Source organism: Gimesia sp., assembly GCF_048262075.1.
Classification (GTDB): domain Bacteria; phylum Planctomycetota; class Planctomycetia; order Planctomycetales; family Planctomycetaceae; genus Gimesia.
Genome location: NZ_JBLXFK010000027.1, coordinates 14,651 through 34,407 on the forward strand (window position 1 = coordinate 14,651; position 19,757 = coordinate 34,407).

General features: G+C 51.7%; 19 protein-coding genes. 12 read left to right on the forward strand and 7 right to left on the reverse strand.

The features are described 5' to 3' along the window. Window positions 1-61 precede the first annotated feature (61 nt). From ACN0YH_RS27245 to ACN0YH_RS27265, 5 genes are all read left to right on the forward strand, one after another. Window positions 62-952: an endonuclease/exonuclease/phosphatase family protein gene (locus ACN0YH_RS27245; protein WP_417382765.1), complete on the forward strand. Its 891-nt coding sequence runs from the start codon at window positions 62-64 to the stop codon at window positions 950-952. 774 nt (window positions 953-1,726) lie between these two features. Next, window positions 1,727-3,841 (forward strand): glutamine synthetase III, encoded by a 2,115-nt coding sequence (locus ACN0YH_RS27250; protein ID WP_417382782.1) that lies wholly within the window; start codon window positions 1,727-1,729, stop codon window positions 3,839-3,841. Between the two features lie 121 nt (window positions 3,842-3,962). Next, entirely contained in the window at window positions 3,963-5,084 is a 1,122-nt protein-coding gene (locus ACN0YH_RS27255) for a potassium channel family protein (protein WP_417382766.1), read from the forward strand. Between the two features lie 80 nt (window positions 5,085-5,164). Next, on the forward strand, window positions 5,165-5,515 hold the full coding sequence (locus ACN0YH_RS27260; RefSeq protein ID WP_339688067.1) for a type II toxin-antitoxin system RelE/ParE family toxin: 351 nt from the start codon (window positions 5,165-5,167) through the stop codon (window positions 5,513-5,515). Next, on the forward strand, window positions 5,512-5,868 hold the full coding sequence (locus ACN0YH_RS27265; RefSeq protein ID WP_417382767.1) for a helix-turn-helix transcriptional regulator: 357 nt from the start codon (window positions 5,512-5,514) through the stop codon (window positions 5,866-5,868). The genes ACN0YH_RS27260 and ACN0YH_RS27265 overlap by 4 nt, the downstream gene beginning before the upstream one ends. A gap of 72 nt (window positions 5,869-5,940) precedes the next feature. On the opposite strand, the gene ACN0YH_RS27270 is transcribed toward ACN0YH_RS27265, so the two are convergent. From ACN0YH_RS27270 to ACN0YH_RS27280, 3 genes are read right to left on the reverse strand one after another with little or no spacing between them, the layout of a single operon-like run. After that, the gene (locus tag ACN0YH_RS27270; protein ID WP_417382768.1) at window positions 5,941-6,429 is read right to left on the reverse strand and encodes a DUF4304 domain-containing protein; all 489 of its coding nucleotides are present in this window, start codon (window positions 6,427-6,429) and stop codon (window positions 5,941-5,943) included. A 30-nt stretch (window positions 6,430-6,459) separates the two neighbouring features. Next, complete coding sequence (locus tag ACN0YH_RS27275) at window positions 6,460-6,714, reverse strand: hypothetical protein (RefSeq protein WP_417382769.1); 255 nt, start codon at window positions 6,712-6,714, stop codon at window positions 6,460-6,462. A 39-nt stretch (window positions 6,715-6,753) separates the two neighbouring features. Further along, window positions 6,754-8,175 carry a leucine-rich repeat domain-containing protein gene (locus tag ACN0YH_RS27280; RefSeq protein WP_417382770.1) on the reverse strand — a complete coding sequence of 474 codons (1,422 nt, stop codon included), beginning with the start codon at window positions 8,173-8,175 and terminating at the stop codon, window positions 6,754-6,756. A gap of 77 nt (window positions 8,176-8,252) precedes the next feature. On the opposite strand from ACN0YH_RS27280, the gene ACN0YH_RS27285 reads away from it, so the two are divergent. Continuing rightward, a complete protein-coding gene (locus ACN0YH_RS27285) occupies window positions 8,253-8,783 on the forward strand; it encodes a hypothetical protein (protein WP_417382771.1) in 531 nt (176 codons plus the stop codon). 59 nt (window positions 8,784-8,842) lie between these two features. Beyond that, a complete protein-coding gene (locus ACN0YH_RS27290) occupies window positions 8,843-9,385 on the forward strand; it encodes a DUF1572 family protein (protein WP_417382772.1) in 543 nt (180 codons plus the stop codon). A gap of 373 nt (window positions 9,386-9,758) precedes the next feature. On the opposite strand, the gene ACN0YH_RS27295 is transcribed toward ACN0YH_RS27290, so the two are convergent. Next, window positions 9,759-10,847: a bifunctional transcriptional activator/DNA repair enzyme AdaA gene (locus ACN0YH_RS27295; protein ID WP_417382773.1), complete on the reverse strand. Its 1,089-nt coding sequence runs from the start codon at window positions 10,845-10,847 to the stop codon at window positions 9,759-9,761. Between the two features lie 497 nt (window positions 10,848-11,344). Here ACN0YH_RS27295 and ACN0YH_RS27300 point away from each other — a divergent pair, with 497 nt between their 5' ends. Continuing rightward, window positions 11,345-11,890 (forward strand): sigma-70 family RNA polymerase sigma factor, encoded by a 546-nt coding sequence (locus ACN0YH_RS27300; RefSeq protein ID WP_417382774.1) that lies wholly within the window; start codon window positions 11,345-11,347, stop codon window positions 11,888-11,890. Further along, a complete protein-coding gene (locus ACN0YH_RS27305; protein ID WP_417382775.1) occupies window positions 11,890-13,566 on the forward strand; it encodes a hypothetical protein in 1,677 nt (558 codons plus the stop codon). Before ACN0YH_RS27300 ends, ACN0YH_RS27305 begins: the two co-directional genes overlap by 1 nt. A 189-nt stretch (window positions 13,567-13,755) precedes the next feature. Here ACN0YH_RS27305 and ACN0YH_RS27310 read toward each other — a convergent pair whose 3' ends face one another. Then, window positions 13,756-14,892, reverse strand: coding sequence for a 2-hydroxyacid dehydrogenase (locus tag ACN0YH_RS27310; RefSeq protein WP_417382776.1), 1,137 nt, complete (start codon window positions 14,890-14,892; stop codon window positions 13,756-13,758). A 307-nt stretch (window positions 14,893-15,199) separates the two neighbouring features. Between ACN0YH_RS27310 and ACN0YH_RS27315 the strand changes: the two genes are divergently transcribed. Together ACN0YH_RS27315 and ACN0YH_RS27320 are read left to right on the forward strand one after the other, a co-directional pair. Continuing rightward, window positions 15,200-15,520: a hypothetical protein gene (locus tag ACN0YH_RS27315; protein WP_417382777.1), complete on the forward strand. Its 321-nt coding sequence runs from the start codon at window positions 15,200-15,202 to the stop codon at window positions 15,518-15,520. Window positions 15,521-15,673: 153 nt separating this feature from the next. Continuing rightward, window positions 15,674-15,952, forward strand: coding sequence for a hypothetical protein (locus ACN0YH_RS27320; RefSeq protein ID WP_417382778.1), 279 nt, complete (start codon window positions 15,674-15,676; stop codon window positions 15,950-15,952). Here ACN0YH_RS27320 and ACN0YH_RS27325 read toward each other — a convergent pair. Continuing rightward, window positions 15,934-17,361, reverse strand: coding sequence for a hypothetical protein (locus tag ACN0YH_RS27325; protein WP_417382779.1), 1,428 nt, complete (start codon window positions 17,359-17,361; stop codon window positions 15,934-15,936). The genes ACN0YH_RS27320 and ACN0YH_RS27325 overlap by 19 nt on opposite strands. 185 nt (window positions 17,362-17,546) lie before the next feature. Between ACN0YH_RS27325 and ACN0YH_RS27330 the strand changes: the two genes are divergently transcribed. Beyond that, complete coding sequence (locus tag ACN0YH_RS27330) at window positions 17,547-17,735, forward strand: hypothetical protein (RefSeq protein ID WP_417382780.1); 189 nt, start codon at window positions 17,547-17,549, stop codon at window positions 17,733-17,735. Window positions 17,736-17,985: 250 nt separating this feature from the next. Here ACN0YH_RS27330 and ACN0YH_RS27335 read toward each other — a convergent pair whose 3' ends face one another. Then, a complete protein-coding gene (locus ACN0YH_RS27335) occupies window positions 17,986-19,392 on the reverse strand; it encodes a hypothetical protein (RefSeq protein WP_417382781.1) in 1,407 nt (468 codons plus the stop codon). Window positions 19,393-19,757: the final 365 nt, after the last annotated feature.

Genomic DNA, 19,757 nt, shown 5'->3' on the forward strand with positions numbered 1-19,757 from the left:
CCTATTAATCAGCGTCAGTGTCTGTTACACAGTGCAACCGGACATCTGCGCTGCAGTCACCGTGTATCCAAGCTGGTGCTGGTTTGTCGGCGGGTTGTGTCTGGCGCTGATTCTGTTGCGGACGAAACGGCAGCGGGTGGCGTTGACGTCAATCGGTCTCTGGTTTGTGTTTCTTATTGTGTTTGCCGATACGCCACTCAGTCTTTGGCGGGGGCTTTGGAATCCACCCGATGCTGTCGTGCAGGTAGCGCAGCCGGGACAGATTCCGCTGCGGGTGATTTCACTCAACGCGCATGGCAGCAGCAAAGCAGTCGCAGCGCTGGAACAATGGCAGCCCGATTTGATTCTGATTCAGGAGACGCCGGGAGCGGGAACGCTGCGCGAAGTGGGACAAACCATGCTGGGTCAAAACTCCGGTCTGCTGGCGGGCGTGGATGCTTCAATTCTGAGTCGAGCGCCCCTCGAACCAGTGGCGTCATCTGTGAATTACACCATCGGCAAAGTCAAAGTCAAAACGGGACAGGAGGTCATCGTCGTTTCCTTGCGTCTGACGCCGCCCCCGTTTCGCGCGGATTTGTGGAACCCGGAGTGCTGGCGCGCGTACCGTGATCAGCGGATTTTTCAGCGGGATGAACTGCGTCAACTCAGTCGTCGTCTTTCAGAACTGCCGTCCAATCTGCCTCTGATTGCAGGCGGCGACTTCAATGTCAATCCGCGCGATCCGATCTTCCAGGAACTGCCACCTGGATTACGCGATGCCTTTTCAATCGCCGGCGTTGGCTGGGGGAATACCATCACCAACGAAGCCCCGTTCCTGCGGATTGACCAGGTGTGGATCAATCAATTTCTCAATTCTGTACAGGTCTTTTCCGCGGTCGCCAGCGACACTGATCATCGTCTTGTGCTGGCGGATTTGATTCTGAAACCGGTGCCTGCCCCTGCTGCAAAATGATGCTGAAATCTGCTGCTTTATTGCATCGACGTCCATTGATGCAAACCGTTAGAATTCACTCAGAGCCCCCACCCTGCGAAACGCTGTTTCCGTACCATATCGGGACTGCTGAAATGTTGTGCTGAATTTTCAGGCAAACAATGCGTGCAATCTTGGCATGCCAAAACAGGAGACAGTCGCCCGGGGTCGGGTCGTAGGAGATCTCTTGAATTTGCTGTCCGCCAATCAGCGATCAGCGGGAGTTGAAAAAAGGAGTCAACGTTCACTCAAATGCCGATGATGCAGGGGATTAGAATGTCAGTCTGTCATAGCAGCGCCGAATCCGTGCGTTAGCGACTGCAGAAGCAGTCTGGAAATCCCAATTCTGCCTGAAGTTTGGCACATATTCTGCTTTGTAATAGTTACTACATCTTAACGACTTCTCGATTTCACAAAGTTCTGAGTAATTTGGCGCGGGTCCACGGCACATCTGTCCATTGGCGCGAACCAGGTTTTGATATCGATTGCGAAACAATCAGAAGAATTTTACCCCTTAAGAAATGTAATTGTCCTGGATCAAAAGCCAGTTATCTGATGGATCTCACGAGTTTCCAACAGTTTTGTCAGTAGTTTTAATCGCCCAATGAAAAGGTCAAAACAGTGAACACCGAAATTCAATCTTCGAATGGTCAAACCACCTACACCGGCAGCAGTAACGGAGTCAAAACGACTCTGGGTTCTGCCCGCTCTGCAGCCGTCGCTGCTGTGACTGGTTACCAGCCCAATCATCCTCCGATGAACTTCCAGCAGACGCCGACCGGTCAGCTGTTTAATGCAAACGTCTTTTCCACAGCGACCATGAAAAAACGCTTGCCCAAGCAGGTTTACAAACAACTGATCAGCACCATCGAAGGGGGACATAAACTCGATTGTTCCACTGCAGACGTTGTGGCTTCCGCCATCAAAGACTGGGCGATTGAAAAAGGGGCAACTCACTATGCTCACGTTTTCTATCCCCTGACCGGTTCAACTGCGGAAAAACACGACAGCTTCCTGTCTCCCGACGGTGACGGCAGTGCGATCGCCGAATTCAGTGGCTCACAACTGATCCAGGGTGAACCCGATGGTTCGAGCTTCCCGACCGGTGGTATTCGTGCCACTTTTGAAGCCCGTGGTTATACCATCTGGGACGTTACCAGCCCGGCTTACATTCTGGAAAATTCCAACGGTACCACATTGTGCATTCCGACCGCGTTCGTTTCCTGGACCGGCGAAGCACTCGACAAGAAAACTCCTGTCCTGCGTTCCATGCAGGCTTTGAACGTTCAGGCACAGCGGATTCTGAAACTGTTTGGTCATGATGATGGCAAACTGGTTTCTTCCACCGCTGGTCCCGAACAGGAATACTTCCTGATCGACCGTAACTTCTACTACGCTCGTCCCGACCTGTTAAACTCCGGTCGTACCCTATTCGGAGCCAAACCGCCTAAAGGTCAGGAATTTGACGATCACTATTTTGGTGCCATCCCCGACCGCGTGCTGGCCTTCATGTTTGAAGCAGAACGCGAACTGTTCAAACTGGGTATTCCCATCAAAACCCGTCACAATGAAGTGGCTCCCGGGCAGTATGAAATCGCACCTCTGTTCGAATCTGCCAACATCGCAACCGACCATCAGCAGTTGCTGATGACCACACTGCGTCGGACTGCTGAAAAGCATGGCATGGTTTGCCTGACTCACGAAAAACCGTTTGCGGGCGTCAATGGTTCTGGTAAGCACGTCAACTGGTCCATGGGCAGTGCTTCCCAGGGTAACCTGCTGGATCCCGGTGATACTCCTCACGAAAACGCTCAGTTCCTGCTGTTCTGCGGTGCCGTCATTCGTGCCGTCCATAAATTCCAGGGACTGCTGCGAGCCGTTGTCGCATCTGCCAGCAACGATCATCGCCTGGGTGCCAACGAAGCACCTCCCGCGATTATCTCGATCTTCCTGGGCGATCAGTTGACTGACGTCTTCGAGCAGATCAAAGCCGGTGGAGCCAATTCATCGATTCCTAAAGGGACTTTGACCGTGGGAGCCGACGTGCTGCCACCACTGCCGAAAGATGCCGGCGACCGTAACCGAACCAGCCCGTTTGCCTTCACCGGTAACCGGTTTGAATTCCGTGCTGTCGGTTCAAATCAGTCCATCGCAGGTCCCCTGGTCGCGATGAACACCATCGTGGCTGATTCCCTGGAATACTGTGCAACCAAACTGGAAGAAGCCACCGGCGGCGACCCCAGCAAGCTGCATGGCGAACTGCAGAAACTGTTGACGGAAATCATGAACGAACATGGTTCGATCATCTTTAACGGCGACGGATACAGCGACGAATGGCATGAAGAAGCTGCTAAACGCGGCCTGTTGAACCTCAAGACCACCGTCGATGCTCTGCCTGTTCTGGAAACACAGGAAGTCAAAGACCTGTTTACCAAATACGAAGTCCTTTCCGAACGCGAGCTGGCCAGCCGCCTGGAAATTTACCTCGAACAGTACATCATGTCGATCAAGGTGGAACTCAACCTGACGGTCAAAATCGCGAAGACCATGATCTTCCCGGCTGCGATCCGTTACCAGGGCGAACTGGTTTCCAACTGTGCCAGCCTGAAAATGCTGGATTACGATTTCGACACGAATACGCTGGACAAAGTGACCGAACTGGTCAAGGCATTACAGGATGGCATCGCCGAGCTGGAAGCAGCCGCTGCCGGAAGCGAGTCGGAAGACATGCTGTCTGAAGCCACCCACTGCTGCCACACAATTCTGCCTTTGATGAATAAGGTGCGTGCGACAGCCGATGAACTGGAAGGTCTGGTCGCCGACGATCTGTGGCCACTGCCAACCTACCAGGAAATGCTGTTCATCAAGTAACAGCAGTCGTTAACAATCGAGTTTTCGGAACCGGAGCCGACCAGCGTCCTGCTGAGTCGGCTCTGTTCCTGTTGTCTTCTGAAAAAGTGTGACTTCAGCGCAGATATCGAGAACATCAGTCATGTCGGATTCTGAATCATTATTCTCTACAGATGCGATTCAGCGAAACCAGCCCGGTCACTCCCGGCCGTTCCGTAAAATCATGACCGGGATTGCGTTGTTCTTTACGATTTGCCTGGTCGCCGTCATTGGCTATGTCTCCGCCGGCTGGAAGCTGGAAGATTCGATCTACATGGTCATCATCACCATCTTCGGCGTCGGATACGGCGAAGTGCAGCCCATCGAATCGTCGGGGCTGCGAGCCTTGACAATCATGGTGATCATCGCCGGTTATGGCGCAGTGATTTATACCATCGGCGGGTTCATGCAGATGGTCATTGATGGCGAACTCAACCGTGCCCTGGGAGCGAGAAGAATGACAAAAGAAATTGAACGCCTGAATGGTCACACAATCATCTGCGGTGTGGGCCGCATGGGATCGATCCTGGCAAAAAGTCTGTACGCGGCGAAAAAACCGTTCGTGGTCGTGGACTGCGACGAACGTCGTTTGAAAGCAGCCGAAGACCAGGGCTACTGGGTGATTAACGGCGATGCATCGGAAGAATACATTCTGGAACAGGCGGGTATCCGCCGGGCTTCCGTGCTGGCGACCGTCCTGTCTGCCGACGCAACGAATGTGTTCGTCACGATTACCGCGCGGGAAATGAACCCCGAAGTCATGATCATCGCTCGTGGGGAAAACCCGAAGACCGAAAAGAAGCTCATTGGTTGTGGCGCGAACCGCGTGGTGCTGCCCACCGCCATCGGCGCGAGCAAAGTCGCCCAATTGATCATGCGACCGACGATGGAAAACATGCTGGAACAGCTGACCAGCGAAGGGGCGATTACTGACGAACTGGGCCACTTCGGTCTACAGTTTGAAGAGCTGCAGGTGACCGCGGGCTCCACGTTTGTGAATAAGACACTGGATAAAATTGAAGTCCGCAGCGATCGGGGTTTCCTGGTCGTCGCCATCCGCCGCGCCGATGGGGAAGTCGAACAGAACCTGGCTTCTGACACACTCCTGCTGGAGGGAGACGCCGTCATCGTACTGGTCCACAGTAATGATATTCCGCATCTGTCTGAAAAGTTCGCCGCCAAGGGCATTAAGATTACCTATCGAGGCGTGACGGCAGAATTGTGATCTCTGACTACTAAACTGGCAACTGCAGCTGGCCATAAACAAACCTTGACTCATACCAGATATGACATACAATTCACTGTATGGCCGAAAAAGACGAACCACATAATAAACCTCTCGTCTGGTTACGCGGCGAGATTAAAACACCTCCGTTCTCCTCTGAAGCGCGAGTTGAAGCAGGTGTGTTGCTCCGGCGACTGCAACGAGGAGATTCACTGGAATTGCCACACAGTCGTCCAATGCCGTCTATTGGTCGTCGCATTCATGAATTACGCATCCCGGATGAGAAACACACATGGCGCATCGTGTATCGCCTTGATCCTGATGCGGTGATTATTGGAGAAGTATTCGCCAAGAAGACTCAAAAGACACCCCAGTCTGTCATCGAGAATTGTAAACAGCGCTTCAAACAATATGATGAGGCAACGAAATGAAAACATCTAAACAAAAAAAACTGGAAGCGGCTGGCTGGCAGGTCGGGTCAACGGCTGATTTTCTGGAACTCAGCGAAGCCGAAGAAATGCTCGTGAATATGAAGCTGTCGCTGGCAGCAGAAGTCAAGACATTGAGAATTCAGCTCAATCTCACACAACAGGATCTGGCAAAACGAATTGGTTCCAGCCAGTCGCGTGTTGCAAAAATTGAAGTGGCTGACAAAACTGTTTCATTTGATCTCCTGGTTCGATCACTGGCTGCCCTTGGGGCGTCACGGTCTCATATCGGAAAGATTGTCGGAACGCGCAAATCAAAGCTGAGTTCAAAAAAGCGACTCGCCCGCCAGAAATGATTTTTGCAGCGATGGTTGAATTCATGCTGTAAATTTTATCTGTATCTCACTCGTAGAGAGGCTCTGACTTTTTCAGTCAGATGCAGGCAGCCCCAGCGCATTCCTGGCAACACGTGTTATCGCAAGCTCCTCATGGTCTGCTACGAGCTGCTTAAGCCCTTCCACCGTCAGACCTGCATGCAATGTAGGCACCAGTTTTTCAGCGACAAACTGTCTCACCTGTTTGAGCCGCTGCTCTGCATCACAGCGATATTCCTCGATTCTTAACAGATCGGCGATGCGGGGCGCGCCTGCTTCGGGACGATGCGAACCCTCGGGCCAGAGGGAACTGGCACGCGTGCGCACATGACATTGATACTCTCGGGGATAATCAATGTGTTCAATCTGCTGTAGCCAGAAGCCGAGATTCAGAAAATAAGTCGCGTTATATTGTGATCTCTGCAGGTTCAAAACCGCAATCACCGTCTCGCTCGACAGATACCAGGTAGAACCCTTCCGCTGAAATCCATGCGGTTTCAGTTCAGCATGCATCGCATTATTCAGGTTCTGTGTCGTGAGCATTTCTGTTTCATCACTTGAATCTGTGATTAATCAGCGGTGAACGAATGCCCGATTTTCAGGCATTTCTTCCGTAGTCTCTTTGCCTTCCAACGCATCCAGTCGCGCGCGGAGTTCGTCGTTTTCTTTCTGCAGTTTCTGCAAAGAGATTGTTATGAAATAGAAAATCATGGGCAGACTTCCAAAAAACATCAGGAATCTTTTATTGTCTCCCAGGCTTTCTATGCTCGCTGTGAAGGCGATCATGGAGGCTAGCACTAAGGGTGTCCAGTGGCTGATTTTTGACATGATGCAGTTGGTCCTTTTATTCAAATCAGAGCGACAGTTTCAGGGAATTTCACCGTAAGAGGCAAAATATTTTTCTAAAGGTTTTGTCACGGGAATAATCTCCTGAACTCGTTTCAACTCAGGGCGTTCGGCCTGCACTTCCTGCCAGCGCTTCGAGACATCATCAGAGCCGAAGTTTAGCTTTACTTCCACCAGAGAGGAGCAGCGTGCCAGAGGGCGTAAATCAAGTTTCTCAGCATTTACATTGCCTATGTCGAGTACTTCCAGTCGAGACAGCTTCGTCAGCGGCTCCAGTCCCTTTCCAGTATACAATTCGGTATGGCCTGGATATCCCAACACCAACAACCGCAGTTGCTGGAGTGGCTCCAGTCGAATCAGGCCGTCATTCGTAATTTCAGTAAACGGCAAATCCAGCTCGCTTAAATTCTTTACATGAACCAGTGCATCCAGACCTTTATCGGTAATGTTGGAGTTTTTCAGGGAGAGTGCTTCCAATTGAGGCAGATCAGGCATGGTCTGCAGAACCGCGTCGTTGACTGACGGAGTCGAGAGATTCAATACGACAAGACCGGGCAACTGGTCCAGCTGTTTTAATGTGGTATCGCCTGCGGGGCTGCCGGAAAATCCGAACTCCCGTAATTCCGGTGCCTCTGCAAAACTGTTTAAGCCGCTCCCTGTCATCTGGTCACTGTGGAGTACCAGGCGAGTGAGTTGTTTTAAGCCAGACAGATGCTTCAGACCGGCATCCGAAAACGTCCCCACCACAATCAGATGCTTGAGATTTTTCAGCTTCCCCAGGGGCTTGAGACATTCGTCCGTGATCGGTCCCCACAGTTCCAGCGCACGGAGTTCTGTGCAGTCGCCAATCAGTTCGCAACCACGCACGTTGATCTCGCGACTATGCAGTACCAGACGGCGCAGGGCGGGAAAAGAGGACAACACCTGCAGCCCCTGATCGGAAATGGGACTTTGCTTCACACCACGAGTGACGATTTTAAGATCTTTCAGATGCGACAGGCCGTGCAATCCCATCAGATGCTCATCAGTCACATATTGACACGAGACGTTAAACGCTTCCAACCCGGAGATCTGACCAATCTGTTTCCAGCCAGCCGGGCTGAATGAATTTCCGTCAAACATATCAAATGTGCGCAGTCCTTCGACCCGGGTCAGCATGGGCAATTCGTCTTCGCTACAGTAGTCGAAGTAATTGGAAAAATAATAGTCTCCCCCTTCTTCAGGCTTAATACGATTGAGGCCTCCTCTTCTGAGCAGGTAATCGAGTTCCGTCTCTTCCGGTTTTTTACCTTCGTCCCGCGGAATCGACGAAAACTCGCCCTTTCCTTCCGTCGAAATTGAAGCGGTCTGGGGTGGAATCGGAGGCTCACCGCAGCCAGCCAGACAGGAGAAACTGCTGAGCAGGAATAAAGTCGAAGATGTTACTTTGTTCGAAAGTTTCATACAGACTATCATAGACTCTGACATTTCTCATCGAAAGTACTTTTCCGCCGCAGCAGGATTATTTTCAGGAGTCTCTCATGCAGAACTGCTTAGCCGTCTATACTGCCAGACGGGCCATCACGGGAAGTAAGCTGGCTGAGATCGCTCAATCGGTCGGCATTGATCTGCGTTTTATGGCGCTGGGCGGACAGATCGCCAGCAATACGGAAGCGATCCGGGGGAAAGCATTGCCCGATGTGAATGGGGGCGCCCTGCTGATCGTCGGCGGCTTTGAAGAAGATCAGGAAAATCTGATCGATTTCGACACGCGTCTCAGCCAGGGAGACCAGCCGGCGCTGGCCCGCAAACTCAATGGCGGCCTGCTCCCCTGGTGTGAACTCTACAGCAACAAATTTAACTATGAGAAAGCATGCCTGCAGGATCAAACAGAGCAAGCGAAGCTGGACGCCTCGGTTACCCAAAAACAGTTATCTGTACTCAAGGCGGCGAAAATACGTTATCTGATCTACAACCAGAGTCAAACAAAGAAAGGAAGCCAGTTGATGAAAGTATTGACACCCGCGCTGGCGGAAGCCGTGGATGGCATTGTTGCTGATTTTCAGCGTTAAGTGCTGTTCCCGTTTTTTTGATTACTGGAAACTTTTTAAAAATTCACAGAGGATGACCGATGGACCGTTATACGCTATTCATGTCAGCAACGATTGATGTCTTTGAAGCCCACAAAAAGATGGCCGAACGGGCGGTGGCACAGGTTGCGGACGAGGGACTGCGAACGTCCCTGGATGAGCATACCAATTCGATTGCCGTGATCATGAAACATGTCGCCGGTAATCTGATTTCCCGCTGGACCGATTTTCTGACGACCGACGGCGAGAAGCAGGACCGCAATCGTGATGGTGAATTTGAAGACAACTTCACTGACCGCGCTGAACTGCTGGCTTACTGGGAGCGGGGCTGGTCAACTCTCCTCGATTCCCTCAAAAGTCTGACGCCTGACGATCTGGAAAAAACGATTTACATCCGCGGCGATGCACACACGGTCCCCCTGGCCATTCAACGGTCGCTCGGGCATACTTGTTATCACATCGGACAGATCGTCCAGGTCGCCCGTGTTCAAGCCGGCGATGAATGGAACACACTGACGATCCCCCGCGGTCAGTCCGAACAGTTTAACAAGGAGCGTTGGGGTAAGGGGAAGCCGGGGAAATGATCTTAGACTGTGTCCAGTTTTACTGTAGCGTCTCCAGGGCCATTTGGACCGAGTATAACAGGTTGAGAGACGCTATGGTTAAATGTGATGCGCTCTAGTGGGATGGCGCTAGACGTGCTGCTTAGATTATAGAACGCAACAAACCACAAAAAATGGGTGAACCCGCATGGAATTCGGGCCGAGCGCAGCGAGCAGGAGGTCGCAGATCCCATGCCCAAAGCGTAACCCGGTTTCCTATGCTAAACCGATAACAGCTTGAGGTCCAACACAGTACCAGTTCTCGTGCACACCGCAACCTCCTGTTGTCTCTGATAACCGCGAATTGCATTCGCGGCCACCCGCTGTCAATGAATGTCCGCCGACCTGCTTCCGTTTACTTTACAGGGGCGTTGGTACCCTGTTCGATTTCCAGCAGGCGTTTTTTGCGCCAGAGACCGCCGCCGTAACCGGTGAGGGTGCCGTCGGCTCCGATCACGCGGTGACAGGGTATCAGAATCGCAATCCGGTTGTCGCCGTTGGCCCGCGCAACAGCGCGGACAGCGGTGGGCTGTCCAATCAGCTCGGCCTGTTCGGAATAGGAACGAGTCTGTCCGCAGGCGATGGTTTGCAGGGCCGCCCAGACTTTCTGCTGGAATTCAGTGCCTGGCGTGATCAAAGGCAGATCGAACGTGGTCCGTTTCCCGGCAAAGTAAGACTCCAACTGACCTTCCAGCAGGGGAAAGAAGCGACTGTCGCCGGGCAACGCTTTGGCATTGAGATGTTTCTGCAGCCGATTGATCTGTGTTTCCAGCATGCGGCGGTCGGTGAACTCCAGCAGACAGATCCCCTGCTTCGTCGCGCCCGCCAGCATGGGACCCAGCGGCGTTAAGATGCGGTTGACGACAATCACCTGCTGACCGTTGCTTTTTGCGGGCGCGGTCCCCATTGTTTTTTTGAAGCCTTCGCCAAACCCGCTGAGTGATTCATACCCGCTCTGAAAGGCAGCATCGGTGACAGACGCTTTGTGTTGAATCTGACTGAAGGCCTGGTTGATGCGCCGCATCCGCAGGTAGGCGCTGAAGCTCATGCCGTGCAGTTTCTGAAACCAGCGACGCACACGCACCGGATCAAGGCCCCGCTCGCGCAGATCTTCGGCCTGCAGTCGGATGGTGGCATCCTGTTCGACTTCTTCAATTAACGGCTGCAGCCAGTCAGGCGTGGCTCCCAAAGCCACCAGCGGACGACAGATCTTGCATTCCCGGTAGCCGTTGGCGAGGGCCGTTTTCGCATCGGAAAAGTATTCAACATTCTCCGGCTTCGGCTTACGAGCCGAGCAGGAGGGGCGACAGAAAATCCCCGTCGTGCGGATCGCCGCGACGAACACGCCTTCAAAGCTGCTGTCCCGCTGGACGAGTGCGTCGTACATCGTCTCCCGGTCCGGCAGCGACTGTGTGTTGTGATCCGTTATCTCTGTCTGTTTCATTTCAATAAATCCCGGTGAATCCCTGAGTCTGTTTTAACATGGTATCCGCTCGCAAAACAGCGACAACCGGGAAATGAACAGGGTATTGGGATTGCAAACTTATGCTGAAGGAACAACACGACGCTCGATAAATGGATACATAATATGCTGTCATTTCTGCGAACAATTAAACCCTGAAAGTTTTAGAGGAGACTGTCTCGGGCTCTCATACTCAGACACAGAGATCCAATTTAGAGCTTCAAAGGAATTGGCCTGAAAATTCTCTTTTTCCAGATTTACCTGTTGGACTCTGTCCCTGCTTTGTAAACAATTACTACGTATATCACGATTATTCCTTGCAAGATCACTAATCGTATGTATGGTTACAATATGTATTATTGGTGAAGACCCCCGTTCTCAGCCAAAGTTTGCGCAATGTCATACTGATGTTATGTACTTACTAAGCCTTTTGAAGGATTGTACTTCCTGCAGTCCGTCGGAACGGAGTTTACGGCTGTATGTCAAATACGATTACGTCGCTCAACACAACTTCCAGAGAAGTCTTTACTTCTTTAATTGATGAAGAACGCTTGCGGATCTTTAATTATATCCGGACACTCGTGCCTCATTATTCGGATGCAGAAGATGTCTATCAGCGCGTCTGTCTGACGCTCTGGAAAAAGTTTGATGAATTCGATCAGGAACGCGACTTCTTTTCCTGGGCCTGTGGAATCACGTTTTATACTGTCTGCAATCATCGCAGAAGCAGGAGGAATGATCGGCACCATTTCAGCCAGGAACTCATTGAATCTATGGCGCAGCAGCGGGAGCAGGATCTAAGTATCTATAATACTCGAATCGAATTTCTGCAGGATTGCCTGGATAGCATGAATCCCACTGATCAGCGGCTGTTAAAGGAGGCCGTTCTGGAAAAACAATCGATCAAGGAAATCGCGAAAACGGCTGACAGGGCGCTGCAGACTCTGTATAACCGTCTGACGATTCTCCGGCGAGAACTGGCAGAGTGTATTCTGAGTAAACTACAGAGTGAGCGACAAGTCTAATGTCTATCAAAGAACTTCCCCCCGAGTTCGAACAGTTGCTGAACCGGCTGCTCAGCAGTGAGGACGGAGAATTCTCTGCGGAAGAATTTACCGCGTTTGAGAATTATCTCGCCACCCAGCCCCAGGCGATGCAGCACTATTTTGAATACATCGACATCGATTCGGGGATCCAGCCTGATATGCTCGAACGTTTAAAGGAGCTGGAAAATCAGAGCATCGAAAAAGCAGTTTCTTCACCTCTCATACGCGAACCCCAGGTCAGCAGGGACGTATCACCAGAGAGACTGCCGGCGTTCATTAATTATGCCCTGGTTGCTGCAGCTTCAATGCTGATCTTTCTACTGGCGGAATGGATGACAACCGGCGACTTCCTCTGGGAACGGGCACCGAATGCCATCACAGAAACCATTCGCGCCGAGCTGCCTTACGTCGCAACACTTACCCGCGCCACCGATTGCGTCTGGGGAGGCAATTCCCGACCGGAATTCTCCGGACAACGATTGTTGACTGAAGACCTGGTACTGGAACAGGGAGTGGCCGAATTTCGCTTCGATTCCGGAACCCGCCTGATTATCGAAGGGCCTACCAAAATCAAACTGGTGACAGGCTGCTGTGCACACCTTGACTATGGCAGCATGGTTCTGGTCGGTTATGAACCTACGCCCGAATTCACCCTGATCACTCCCCTGCTCACCTTGCACGACATCGGCACCGAATATGGAGCCCGCATTGATAAAGATGGTGAAGTGGACCTGCATGTGTTCGAAGGGGCGGTACGGGTCGACGCCAATCACAAAAACGAACAATTTGCCGAATCGATTATCATCCAGGCAGGACACGCAAAGCGGCTGAAAGACAACAAAGTGGATGACATTCCCCTCAGTCCCGAACGCTTCAAAAGAGAAGTTCCCGGCGAGGAGAAAGATTCGCTTGCACTGCAGCAGGAATTACTAGCCTACGACAGTTTTCATCCCGCTGTGATCAAAGCTCAGGAAACTGCTGCGGCCTGGCAGAATGCGGGCACAGGCTGGAAAAACCCCTGGACGACAGAAAAGAACAGCGGCGAACCCGCTGCGGGCCAGAGCCACCCCCGCAAATCCCTGGCTCGAACTAAACTGGCGACCAACCAGTTGGGGCTGATCGAACTCAGCAAAGGAGAAATAGCCTGTCGCGCGTTGGAAAAACCGATCCGCATGGATACGAACTCTATCTATTACCTCAGCTTCTACATGCAGAAGCTCAACAGCGGCCCGAATGTCGCAGACCAGCAGTTTGGTAACCTGTCACTGCAGACATCAAAGGTATTAGCGCATTCCCGTAAAATCCTGTTTGGCATGAGTTCGGAAGGTTACGCCACACTGCAGGCCGACATGCAGATTGTGGAAGAAGCGCCGCCGCTGCGAACGGGAGAAACGTATTTCATCGTGGCAAAAATTGTCGCCAGTAAAAACGCACCCGACCAGGTTTTCATGCGGGCCCTCTCCGAAACAGAAACCATTCCCGATCGGGAACCACCGGTCTGGACCTGTGTTACCACTCCCTTTCATGACTCAAATACCTGGGACCTGGTACGCCTCCACGTAGGAAATAAAGGGGATTACCTGTTTGACGAATTACGCATCGGCACCACCTGGGCCTCGGTCGTCAATCCAGATCCCCCCCGCCTCGAACGGTAATCATAGTCGGACTAAGGGTTTCACTATCTGCTCTCTCATGGGAAAAACGGACCTTCACTAAGACGACAGAGGCTCCTGATCATCGGAACCTGTGATATTCTCCTCAGGCCTCTTTTTTTCTGCGCATCTCCTCAATCGTCAATGGCTGGTCTGGTTTTCATGCTCATTTTTCGATTGCGAAGGGTCAGTTTAACCCACGTGGTGCGTCAGATCTGTTCCCCGTTTGCCCGCGAAGAATTCTTCGATATTGGAGAGCGTTGTTTCGGCGATGTTATCCAGTGCCTCGCGGGTCAGGAATGCCTGATGCGATGTGATCACCACGTTGTTGAATGTCATCAGGCGCGCCAGCACGTCATCGTCGAGCACCTGGTTCGAAATATCGTGGAAAAAGATACCAGCTTCTTCTTCATAGACATCCAGCCCGGCATAACCGATCTGCCCCGACTTCAAGCCTTCGATCAGAGAGACCGTCTCCACCAGGCCTCCCCGCGACGTATTGATGAGCATCACGCCCCGCTTCATCCGGGCGATGGACTGGGAATTGATAAGATGATGCGTCTCCACGAACAGCGGCAGATGCAATGTGACAATATCCGACTGCGCAAACAATGCGTCCAGACCGACATACTCTGTCTGTGGCAGAGAGGCGACTTCGGGATTTTCCTGCACGTCATATGCCAGCACCCGACAGCCGAACCCGTTCAGGATCTGCACAACGCACTGCCCGATTTTACCCGTGCCAATGACGCCCACGGTTTTTCCATACATATCGAAACCGGTCAGCCCATCCAGAATAAACGCCCCGGCCCGGTTCCGCAGGTAAGCCTGGTGCAAATGCCGGTTGAGCATCAGCATCAACGCCACCGTATGTTCGGCGACCGCATGCGGCGAATAAGCGGGAACCCGCACAACACTGATGCCATACTTCTGACAGGCCTCCAGGTCGACATGATTAAAGCCGGCACAACGCAATGCAATCAGTTCCACCCCCAGCTCCGCCAGACGCGCGATGACTCGCTCATGCGCTTCATCATTGACGAAGATACAAACCACCTTGCAGCCGGCAGCCGCCGAAACCGTCTGCTCATTGAGCAGCGATTCGATGGCAATCAGCTGGAAACTGTCGTCGTTTCTCGCGGAGAACGATTGGAGGTCGTACTGCTTCGCATCAAAAAACGCAATCTGCCGACGGCCTTCCGCATCGTGTCCTTCCCGCGGCTGAGTCGCGTTCAACTCCGCCAGCAATCGCTCGTACCGGGCCGCGTTCAGGCCGGTCTGGCCCTGCAACTGCTCGATGAAATCCTGAAGACGTTCCCCGTCGTTCATGTCTGCCACTGCTGACTCTCACTTTTAAATCTAGTTTCATCTTCAGAAAAATGTGCGCCTGGTTCGATTATAAAACAGTGACTCTCGTCTGAATACCGCAGGCCGGACTAAAAGAGACACTGGACGGAATGGAAATTCGCTGTTTTTCACGACATGAAAGGTACAAAATAATTTAAACAATTCGACCTGACCTGTCGCTGAGATATGATCCATCACGAGATAGATGACGTTATATATTCATCAGGAACAGACCTTGGGAATGGTCAACCTCACAATCTGGTTTTAAGCGACTGGAATCTGAAGTACGATGAATGACACTCTACTGAAAGTTCTATGTCAGACGGGAGACTTTACGTACTGGCTGGCCTGGCATTTAATTAAGCTGGCTATGATTGCTCCTTTTCTCCTCGGATTATTTTTGCAGGAAGATCTGTTTTTCAAGTTCTCATTGCTGTTGGCTTCATTACCCCTCTTATGTTTCTTTATTGCAGGCTTCACTGGAACTATCGGGTATCTGTTCGCTGAAAATTCGATGAAGCATTCTTATGGGCCACTTTTCACCAACGTGTTTCTGACACTGTTTGGAGGATACGGTTTTACCTCAATCATTTATGTACTCACCACGTGAATTTTCAGCACTTATCAGCTTTTCGGTTCCTGGAACCTTTTTCTTCCCGAAAAGCACGGCTCAGCTCATCGGTTCCTGGGGTTGCAATCACTGACCAAATGTTTAAAAATTTTATAGACTGCATTTTTATTTTTACGCTCCGGGATAAAAAACATGACATCAGACGACTGGGCTTATCTACTGATTTTAGGCGTCGTTGAAATAGTGATTGTCAGTATTTTTTACTGTGTCTTCTTTTATTTCGTCAAACGTCAACTCGATAAACGTCTATTTCCAGGTGCGACGCTGTCCACGCTGAGTGGAATCGTCTTCATGATTACTTTTGCTCACGGCGCAATTTCAATTATCGGGGCAGGTACGATTATTCTCGTCTATTTGCCCTATCTCTATTACTATTTGAAGGGGCTACCCGTTCAGAGTGACAATTCCTGAAAGCCGTCCATAGGAACTTCCACACCCACGCCGAACGGGGCAGCGTTGACAGAGGTCAGATCCAGTTCACCATTGGTAATGTTGACGCGGGCAAAGCCGTTGGCCAGCGGCGTATACAAATCGCCGTGCTGCTGCAGCATGATCTGGCTGATCGACTGCGGGAATGGCGTCAGGCCATTAAAATAGTGGTGGCCGTTGCGTTCAACCGAGGCATTTCCTAAAGCCGCCTGCGCCGCGAGGTCCTGCAGCAATGCGACCGGGCCGATATTCACCAGGTCTTCGCCGCTCATCTGGTAGCGGCTCGTATTTTCACTCGCGTTACGATGATTGATCAGGCAGCGATGGGCGGTCGTCTTCATGATGCCTTTGCAGTTCTTGTGACTCGTGCCCGCGTAACCCAACTGCAGCGCCTGCTCCAGCGCGCTGAGCTCGGCGTCCGATTCGTCGATGATGACCGGCGGCCCGTTTTCCCAGTCGGCAATATTCGCGACTGCAGGATCCAAAGCCACACTCCGATGCAAAGGCTGCTCGATGAAGATCAGACGTTCGAAGAAGGCAGACAGCGACGCATCGGCCTGGATGCGATCCCAGAGTTCAACGAACCGCGGGAACTCGCGATACTGCTCGTTGCCGTCCAGGGTGAACGCGTAATTATTGCCGCAATGCGCGGTGATGACCTGCGCGACAGACCGCAGCCGCTCCAGATCGCGTTCCACATCCCCCTGCGCTTTAAGTTTGAAGTGCCTGAGTTTGTAGGCGCGAATACAGTCTTCCAGCGTTTGCGGCAGGCCATCGTCGATGCGGTTGTCGGGCGTCAGGTCGGCCGCCGTCAACGGATCGGACAATCCGACCGTGTGGCGGGCAATGATTTTGGACAGCGGCTGTGCAGGCAGAAACTCGTTCGGCGTGCGGCCCGCCAGTTCGGGGTGAATCGCCGCCAGATCCAGGCCGACGCGGTTCTCCCGCAGCAGCGTCGCCAGGTGACACTGTTCGGCCCGGGCCAGCGCATCGAGCAGCGTGCGTTCGACCATGCTGACCCCAAACTGCGCCAGCAGCGAGGGGAAGCCCTGCTCCGCCGCCCACGTCACCTGTGACTGGTAGACCTGTCGCCAGAAATCAAACGCGGGCGCCGCTGTCGCCTGTCGCGCGAACCCGACTGCCTGCCGAATGACCAGCAGCATTTCGTCGATTTCCTGCGTCGTCTCTTTCTCAGGCGACTTATCAAACCACTTGGGCAGCAGACCCTCGGCTGCGATGCCGGTAACGACCTGCCCGCCGATTTCATAACGGCACTGCAAAAACACATGCGGGGCCGCCGTCATCACCGCGATGCCAAAGCGAAAGGGCATGCGGGTTTCTGTGTCCGTACGATGGAGTGTGGCGTCGATGAGTTTGAGTTCGGAGAGCATGGGGCGCGTGTTTCTGTTGGTGATTCAAAGTGCGTCATTGTGAGTCTGTGACAGGCAGAGTATGCTACGCATTATGATACAATCATGTCCGAATATGCAAATCACAATCGGCTCTGTGCAGGATTTCGGAATGGAGTATGACATAACCCGCGACCTGTGCCACGGTACCCAGGAATGATTTCGCAATGAGTCAAACAGCAGACAACACGAAGTACTATTATTATTTTGATGTGGATCTACGGACTCGGCAAATCATCGGCTGGGGAAGCGAAGCCAGGGGAGAAGTGGAGATCACGTTGACCGAGGGTTTCCACCGCGTATTTGTATCAAAGGGACAATACAACAAGCTGATCAAAGAACTGACCGCGTTCTGAATCAGACACTCCCCCAGTCTGTTGGGGGCCTGACTGCTTTTGACTTTTGAATTATATAAAAAGTATGAACTATGAGTAAAGAAATTAAAACAGAAAACACTAAAAGGTCATATTGGTTGAGGGTCTTGACCTTGCCCCCAACCTTGTACCAGTTGGAATGTAGCGAAAGCTGGCAAACAAGCACTGCTCCATTGCCGCTGAATATCTCGATTTTTCCTTAAAAAACGCCCCTTTACCCAGACTGTAATGTCTATGGTTCGAGTTCCAGTACTTCGATCACATTACCATTCAGATCTACTTTTGCCTTGATCCGGCTGAGGATGAGGGCGCCAAAACCGTTCTTGCCTCGGAAGGTTGTCTGCACGACTAAGTGATCGGTCCTGTCCCAGTAGACTGTTTTGGCATGCTCATACGACGACGGATCATTCATCGTTTCTTTAATATAGGAAGTCAGTCCGCGGTGTGAGCCATCCCAGGAACTGAAGCATTCCTCTATTTTTTTGGCACGTGCGTTCTTGCGTTTTACGAGTGCTTCAGCTGCTTCCAGGGCTTTGCGTTCTTCCATTGCCTTTTGAGCGGCAATCGCCGCCAGTCGCTCTCGTTCGACCCGTTCCTGCTCTCGTTTTTTTCGCTCGGCGACAACGTCTGCCACATGTGCTTTGGTTAGGACGGCGATTCGGGTATCAAGTTCTCGATACCCGGAGATGAATTGTTCGGGCATTTTTCCACTGGTGTGTAAGACCTGGAACTCTTTGTCTGAGAGCCGCATTAATGATGCGCGATTATGCTTCGGATCAGTCGCATTCAGAATATGACTGTCCAGTTTCCTGACATAGGAAACATTACTGGCATGCGGAATCTTGAGAGCTGTTAATACGATTTCACGTCCCTTGTCGAGGTCGCCTTCTTTGATTAATTCAGTCGCTTCCGAGACCAGCGACTTGACTTGAGAGTCAGCGATTCGTGTTCGGAGTTCCTGTACCGGTTCAAAGTTTGTCGCGTGCGGTATGTTGCTGACTGATTTCAATGTTTCCTCTACCTTAGCCAGGTTTTTGTATTGCCAGTAAATCTCTGCAGTTTTTACAGTAGAGACAACTCTTTCGTTCGCTTTTTCTGTTAAGCGTTGAAGTTCCACATTTCTTTTTGCTTCTGCTGCGGCTTTCTCATCAGCCAGCCTGGTGGCTTCAGCGATGCGACTGGAACCAATCTGACTCACGGAAATGAGAACGATCCCTGTTAAAGTAAACAGCCCCAGTTTGAAACGGGTGCGCCAATCTTTGCCTTCAACCTCAATTCGCAATAGACGGCGTGAATATTGCTTCACCACTGGAATGAATGCGGTGATACACACGATCAATAAGATACGACCGAGCCAGGCGGATGGTTGAGGAAACGATTGAGAAGAGAGCAGCGCCAGTCCAGTCAGAATCACAAACCCCATCAGGTATTTCGATCGGCCTGAAACTCCTTCATCACGGTCAATCATCACCGGGAATTGATTGGGAGGTGCAGTTGAAGTCTGTGGCTCTTGAATTTCAAACTGGATCGCAGGAACCTGAACTGTACGATTACAGTGTCCACACGCTCCTGATTTACCTGCGGCACTCTCTGGAACCGTCATTGCCTGATGGCAGGAAGGACAATTGAAGCTGATCACGGCCCGTATCTCTCAATAAAGCGTGCCTGCTTTATTCTTCTAATATTCTGAGTACTAAACAGAGTACCAAAGACTTACATGTGATCAAGTGTCGCATAGACCTTTGAGTGTTATTTTGTTTGTTTTTGAATCTCTGCCTGCTCGATTTACATTCCAACAAAGATTTATCTCAGCATGGCAGAATCGATTAAGAAAGATCGTTTTTTACCTCAGGTCGTTTTGGGGATTTGATCTCTGTTGGTCTATATCAGTGTTCCATCTGCTGGGATGGTTTCAACCGGGGCTAATGCCTAATGGCACTTACTTTAAAGTAAGTTGGTCACCCCTGACGTTTGGCATGGGATTTGCGCAGGATTCTATTCTTG